Here is a 6,569-nt window from a genome sequence, read left to right on the forward strand (position 1 = left end):
TCGCCACCGAACACGCGCTTGAGCCAGCCCATCACGCCGCCGGCAACCGGTGCTGCGGGCGCTGCGACGGGAGCGGGAGCCGGGATTGCCTCGACCACTTCACGGACCGGAGCCGGCTGGCTGTGCTTGACCTGGGTTACCGCCGGTGCCGGCGGGATGTTCAGCTGGGCCTTGGTCAGGGCATGTACCGGCAGCTTGCGCGGGGTGCCGCGCTGATAGCTCGGCCGTGCGCTTTCCTCGCCCAGCTCGTTGTCGCGCAAGCGGGTGACTTCGTAGTGCGGGGTGTGCAGCTGCTCGTCGGCGACGATGACGATCGGGGCATCGTGGCGCTGCTCGATCTCGCGCAGCGCGCTGCGCTTTTCATTGAGCAGGTAGTTGGCGATCTCGACCGGGGCCTGGACCAGCACCTGTCCGGTGTTTTCCTTCATCGCATGCTCTTCGGCCACGCGGATGATGGACAGCGACAGCGACTCGATGCTGCGCATGCGGCCCTGGCCGTCACAACGCGGGCAGACGATCTGGCTGGACTCGCCCAGGCTCGGACGCAGGCGCTGGCGGCTCATTTCCATCAGGCCAAAGCGCGAGATGCGGCCCAGCTGGACGCGGGCGCGGTCGTATTTCAGTGCGTTCTGCAGGCGGTTTTCGACTTCGCGCTGGTGCTTGCTGGAGGACATGTCGATGAAATCGATGACCACCAGGCCGCCCAGGTCGCGCAGGCGCAGCTGGCGGGCGACTTCTTCGGCCGCTTCCAGATTGGTCTGGAAGGCGGTGTCTTCGATGTCGCTGCCCTTGGTGGAGCGGGCCGAGTTGACGTCGATGGCGGTCAGCGCCTCGGTCTGGTCAACCACGATCGAGCCGCCGGACGGCAGGCGCACGTTGCGCTCGTAGATCGCCTCGATCTGCGATTCGATCTGGAAGCGGTTGAACAGCGGGATGTCATCCTTGTAATGCTTGAGCTTGCGCAGGGTCTGCGGCATCACCTGCTGCATGAAGTCGCGCGCGGTCTCGTACAGCTCTTCGGTGTCGACCAGGATCTCGCCGACGTCGCTGCGCAGGTAGTCACGCAGGGCGCGCACGATCAGGCGCGACTCCTGGTAGATCAGGAACGGGGCCGGCTTGGTCAGTGCGGCTTCGGCGATGGAGCGCCAGACCTGCAACAGATAGTCCAGATCCCACTGCAGTTCTTCGGCATCGCGGCCGACGCCGGCGGTGCGGATGATCACGCCCATGTCGTCGGGGATGTTCAGCTTGTCCAGCGCTTCCTTCAGGGCGGCGCGGTCTTCACCCTCGATGCGACGCGACACGCCGCCGGCAGAGGGGGAATTGGGCATCAGCACCATGTAGCGGCCGGCCAGGGAGATGAAGGTGGTCAGGGCGGCGCCCTTGTTGCCACGCTCTTCCTTGTCGACCTGGACGACGATTTCCTGGCCTTCGCGCAGGAGCTCCTTGATGGTGGCCTTGTTGTGGTCAACGCCGGCCTGGAAGTAATCGCGGGAGATTTCCTTCAGCGGCAGGAAGCCATGGCGGTCACCGCCGTACTCGACAAAGGCGGCCTCGAGCGATGGCTCAAGACGGGTGATGCGGCCCTTGTAGATGTTGGACTTCTTCTGTTCCTTGGATGGCTGTTCGATATCGATGTCGTACAGGTTCTGCCCGTCGACGATGGCCACGCGCAGTTCTTCGGCCTGCGTGGCATTGATCAGCATTCGCTTCATTGTGCGTTCCTCGCGCGCTGCTACCGCGCGGAACGCCATGGCGTTTCGCCTCTGGACACGGGTCACCGCCCATTCGCGCAGGCGCGGGTAGGGCGGCTTGGGTTTCCAGCGCTGCAACACCACGGCAGGCCGCGGGAGCGCTTCTGTTTCTTGTTTTTAGGTTTTTCAGGGCCGGCGACTGCATCCGGCCGTGGCCGGGGGCGTCGCACGGGACATATGTTTCGTCCAGCACAGATGCTTTGGGCATCTGGCGATGGCCGGAGACGCCGACGAGCCGCTAACATGGCCGCCCCGGGGGCGGTGGCCGCGCACTGTGCCGGATTCGTGGGAAGCGGGGCTTCTGGCCCTGACCAACTTCCAACGAAATCAATCCCTTATATCGCCCCCCGAGTGTAACAGAATAATAGGCTCATGACTGACTCCGAACACCGCCCCACCTCGCCTGCGGGCAAAACCAGTGTGCGCATGATCAAGGTTCCTGAAGACAGGGCCGGACAGCGGCTGGACAACTTCCTGCTGGGCCAGCTCAAGGGTGCTCCGCGCAGCCTGGTCTACAAACTGGTCCGCAGCGGCCAGGTGCGGGTCAATGGTGGCCGGGCCAAGGCCGAGCGCAAACTGGAGGCGGGGGACGAGGTCCGGGTGCCCCCGGTCAGTCTCGCCGAGGCCGGAGAAAAGACGCCCCCGCCCGCCAGTTTCCTGCAGGTGATGGAAGCGGCCATCGTCTTTGAAGACGCCAAGTTGCTGGTGATCAACAAGCCGACCGGAGTCGCCAGCCATGGCGGGAGCGGAATCAGCCATGGTGCGATCGAGACGATGCGGGTATTGCGGCCGAACCTGAATCTGGAACTGGTGCACCGCCTGGACCGCGACACCTCCGGCCTGCTGATCATGGCCAAGAAGCGCTCGGCGCTGGTCGAGTTGCAGGCGCTGCTGCGGGAAGACCATGGCGGCATCCAGAAGCGTTACCTGACTCTGCTGGCCGGGCGCATGCCCGACGGGGTGATGAGCGTGGATGCGCCATTGCATGTCGGCCTGCGCCAGGGCGGTGAACGTCACGTCCAGGTCAATCCGATCGGCAAGCCCTCGCTGAGCCATTTCCGGGTATTGGAGCGGCGCGGCGGGCACTCCTATTGTGAAGTGCGGATCGAGACCGGCCGTACCCATCAGATCCGCGTGCATGCCCAGCATATCGGCCATCCCGTCGCAGGTGACGACAAATACGGCGATCCTGCCGTCAACAAGCGCTTTCGTGAGCAGATCGGGCTCAAACGCCTGTTCCTGCATGCCGCCTCGCTGGAGTTCGCGCTGGATGGCGGCAAGACCCCGTATCTGCTCAATGCGCCATTGGCGCCGGAGCTGGCTGAGGCGTTGAATCGGCTGGCCTGAGCCTGGGGTGGTGGGCGCCGCTAGCGCCTACCATTTGAACAGCACCAGACTGATGGCGAGGGTGGCCATGCCGGTCACCAGGCCGTAGACGGTCTCATGGCCCTGGGCGTAGCGCTTGGCGGCCGGCAGCAGTTCGTCCAGCGCCAGGAACACCATGATCCCGGCGATCAGCCCGAACACGACGCCGAAGGTGTCGTGCGAGAGCATGTCGGCCAGGGCGAAATAGCCGATCCCCGCGCCCACCGGTTCGGCCAGTCCCGACAGCAGGCTGGCGGCAAAGGCCCAGGATTTCCTGCCGGTGGCGAAGTACACCGGCACGGCGATGGCGATGCCTTCGGCAATGTTGTGGATGGCGATGGCGAAGGCCAGCGGTGCGCCGACCGAGGGGCTTTCCAGGGTGGCGAAGAAGGTGGCCAGGCCTTCGGGGAAGTTGTGCGCGGTGATCGCCAGCGCACTCAGCAGGCCGACGCGGCGGATGTGGTTGCGGTTGTCGGCGCGCAGGGCGGGGTCCCGCGTATCCAGGGTCTCGTGCGGGTTGGGTATGAGATGGTCGACGGCGGCGATCAGCAGCACCCCGGCCAGAAACGAGAGGGTGCCCCAGGTGAATCCGAGTCTGTCGCCATGGGCTAAAGTGAATGAGGCGATGGATTTGTTCAGGATTTCCGACAGCGACACATAGACCATCGCGCCGCCGGCAAAGGCCAGTCCGAACGCCAGCAGGCGCGGGTTCGGGCGCCGCGAGAACAGCACCATCAGGCTGCCGATGGCGGTGGCCAGGCCGGCAGCCAGCGTCAACGAGAACGCGATCCAGAGATTGCCGCTGGGAATCTCGTGCATCGGATGCGCGCCGGGGGGAGAAGAGGCTCAGCCGCCGCGGCGCATCCGCTCCTCGATCGCGAAGCACTCGTCCGGCTTGGGTTGCGGCGGGTTGAAGCTGACCGGCACCTGGATCGTGGTGGGGACCGGCTGGCCGTTGCGGGTGGCCGGCTTGAACTTCCATTCACGCACGCGGGTGATGGCCGAGTCGTCCAGCTGGCTGTTGCCGCTGCTGGTGACCAGTGTCACGTCGGTCGGCGTGCCCTGTGCACCGACCAGTACGTTCAGCACGCTCTTTCCGCCTACGCCGGTGCAGGCCAGCTCGGCCGGATAGTCCGGCGGCGGGGTCTGCAAGGCGGCAACCTCGGTGGGGGCGACCGCGGCACTGGCCGGTGGCTGTGGCGAATTGCAGGCGCCGAGCACGGCAACGGTGGTCAGGGAGCCCAACAGCAGGCGCAGTTTCATGTCATTGCTCCGTTAGCGCAGAGCCTTGGCGGCACAGATGAAGTCGTTCTCGCTCAGGCCGCCGACGTCGTGGGTGGAAAAGCGCACGACCGCGCGGTCGTAATGCACGCCCAGATCCGGATGGTGATCCTCGGTGTGTGCAATCCACGCCAAGGCGTTCACAAAAGCCATGGTGTGGTAATAGTTGTCGAAACGGAAGGTGCGCAGCAGTGCCTGGCCGTTCTCGGCCAGTTCCCAGCCGGGAACCTGCGGCAGCAGTTCGGCCAGACGGGCTTGGCCGAGGCGATGCTCGCTGCCTTTGCGTGGAATGCAGCTGGCTTGCGCCAGGGGTATCAGGTCAGGGGCCACGGGAACCTCCATCGGGCAGGGGACTGGACAATGGTGCGCGGGGAAGCAGTGTCCCATCAGCGTCAACCAAGACGCGGCTAGAATACCCGCATGATCCAGATCTCAGATACCGCTCAGACCCATTTCCGCAAGCTCATCGAACGCGAGGCCGTGCCCGGCATGGGCGTGCGCCTGAGTGCCGTCGACCCCGGAACGCCGCGCGCCGATGCGCGCCTGGAGTTCGCCGAACCAGCCGATCTGCTCGGCGACGAGTGGGCGATCGATTGCGACGGCTTCACGCTGTATGTGGATGCCACCAGCGTGGGCTGGCTGGACGGTGCCGAAATCGATTACGTCACCCAGGCCGCCGGCACCCAGCAGCTGACCATCAAAGCGCCCAAGATCAAGGGTGAAGCGCCCGGCGAGGCTGCCTCGATGGTCGAGCGCGTGCGCTGGGTGGTTGAAAACGAGATCAACCCGCAGCTGGCCTCGCATGGTGGCCGTGTCGCGGTGCAGGAAGTCTCCGCCGACGGGGTGGTGCTGCTGCGCTTCGGGGGTGGCTGCCATGGCTGTGGCATGGCCGATGTGACCTTGAAGCAGGGGATCGAGAAGACCCTGATGGGCCGGGTGCCCGGTATCACCGCGGTACGCGACGCCACCGACCACGACACCGGTCAGGCGCCCTATATCCCGCGCGAAACCGCGGGCTGAGGCGACACCCGCCGCATGCCGGGGACACCGGTCAGTGATCTGGTAAATCTGCTGGCCGCGCGCCGGCAGGTGAGCATTCTGCACGACCGCCGCACGCGCATGCCCTACAGCTGGAGCAACTGGCTGCAGACCCGCGTATCCCGGGCGATCTCCGCCTTCACCCATAGCGAGATGCTGGCCATGGCGGCGACCAGACCGGCGCGGCCGTCCCCTGGCGCCGCGCCGGTGGTGCCGCTGTGGCGCACGATGCTGCTGATGTTCTGGCATGGCGGTGATCCGCCGCCGCCTGATCAACGCGGGCTGCGCTGGTTCGCCGGTTTCTTCAGCGCCGGCCTGCATCTGCTGTTTGCGATGCTGCTGCTGTGGGTCGCGCTGGTGCGTAGCAATGCCCCCGAGGACAGTGCCGACGAGGGCGCGCGTGTACAGGTCGAATACGTCGGCCGCGGTACGCCCGAGGATGAGGGGGGCGGTACGCCGCAGGCCGCGGTGGCAGCCGGGCAGGTGGCCAATGCCGGGGCTGACACGGTGATCCCGGCGTCTGCGCAGCCAGCGGCCGCGGCGTCGTCTTCGGCTTCGGCCGCGGCGCAGGAGGCGGTCGCTGCTCCGGACTCGACCGCGGAGATGGACGCATTCGAGAGCATGTCGATTGATGCGTCCAAGCCGGTACCGGTTCCCGAACCGACGGCCGAACAACCCTTGCAGGTCACTGAAACGACCCGGCCCACCCGCCGGTTCGTGGTGCCGCCACCGGCCGTGAACGCGCCCATCGTGAGCCCGCGGGTGCCGGCGGTACGGGAACGCACGGTCGAAACCGCGATGGAGCGTCCACAGCGGATGCAGTCGATACGCGCCCCGGTCGAGCTGCAGCCGCAGCTGCGGCTGCCACAGGTCCAGGTCCGCGAACGCCAGATCGAGGTGGCGCCCTCCCAGCCGGTGGTTCTGACCCAGCCGCGCGCGCGCGCGGTCGAAGTGCAGGTGCAGGTGCAGGCGCCCGAATTGGGGGTGGCCGAACGGCAGATCGAGACCGCGACGCAGCGCAATGTGCCGATGGCGGCGGTAAGGTCACCCGAGATCAATGCGCAGGTGAGTGCGCCGCAGGTGGCGGTGCGCGAACGACAGCTGCCCGGAGTGCCGGATGCGCAGCGCTCG

The 6,569-nt window shown here is 66.3% G+C and carries 6 protein-coding genes and 1 pseudogene; 3 read left to right on the forward strand and 4 right to left on the reverse strand.

Translation table 11 applies throughout. The annotated features are described in order from the left end of the window. On the reverse strand, nucleotides 1-1,715 hold a 1,715-nt coding region (locus JCM9942_RS09180; RefSeq protein ID WP_157722845.1), incomplete at its 3' end, for an Rne/Rng family ribonuclease. 411 nt (nucleotides 1,716-2,126) lie between these two features. Between JCM9942_RS09180 and JCM9942_RS09185 the strand changes: the two genes are divergently transcribed. Continuing rightward, a complete protein-coding gene (locus tag JCM9942_RS09185; protein ID WP_054659185.1) occupies nucleotides 2,127-3,101 on the forward strand; it encodes an RluA family pseudouridine synthase in 975 nt (324 codons plus the stop codon). A gap of 27 nt (nucleotides 3,102-3,128) precedes the next feature. On the opposite strand, the gene zupT is transcribed toward JCM9942_RS09185, so the two are convergent. From zupT to JCM9942_RS09200, 3 genes are read right to left on the reverse strand one after another with little or no spacing between them, the layout of a single operon-like run. Beyond that, a complete protein-coding gene (gene zupT / locus JCM9942_RS09190; protein WP_054659187.1) occupies nucleotides 3,129-3,938 on the reverse strand; it encodes a zinc transporter ZupT in 810 nt (269 codons plus the stop codon). A gap of 27 nt (nucleotides 3,939-3,965) precedes the next feature. Continuing rightward, nucleotides 3,966-4,382 (reverse strand): energy transducer TonB, encoded by a 417-nt coding sequence (locus JCM9942_RS09195; RefSeq protein ID WP_054659189.1) that lies wholly within the window; start codon nucleotides 4,380-4,382, stop codon nucleotides 3,966-3,968. A 12-nt stretch (nucleotides 4,383-4,394) separates the two neighbouring features. Beyond that, complete coding sequence (locus JCM9942_RS09200) at nucleotides 4,395-4,742, reverse strand: 4a-hydroxytetrahydrobiopterin dehydratase (RefSeq protein ID WP_054659191.1); 348 nt, start codon at nucleotides 4,740-4,742, stop codon at nucleotides 4,395-4,397. A 78-nt stretch (nucleotides 4,743-4,820) separates the two neighbouring features. Here JCM9942_RS09200 and JCM9942_RS09205 point away from each other — a divergent pair, with 78 nt between their 5' ends. Next, a complete protein-coding gene (locus JCM9942_RS09205) occupies nucleotides 4,821-5,420 on the forward strand; it encodes an NfuA family Fe-S biogenesis protein (RefSeq protein ID WP_054659193.1) in 600 nt (199 codons plus the stop codon). Between the two features lie 15 nt (nucleotides 5,421-5,435). Beyond that, nucleotides 5,436-6,569 (forward strand): annotated as a pseudogene (locus JCM9942_RS09210) (hypothetical protein); the annotation flags it as partial.

It is taken from the genome of Stenotrophomonas pictorum JCM 9942 (assembly GCF_001310775.1).
Taxonomy (GTDB): Bacteria; Pseudomonadota; Gammaproteobacteria; order Xanthomonadales; family Xanthomonadaceae; genus Stenotrophomonas; species Stenotrophomonas pictorum.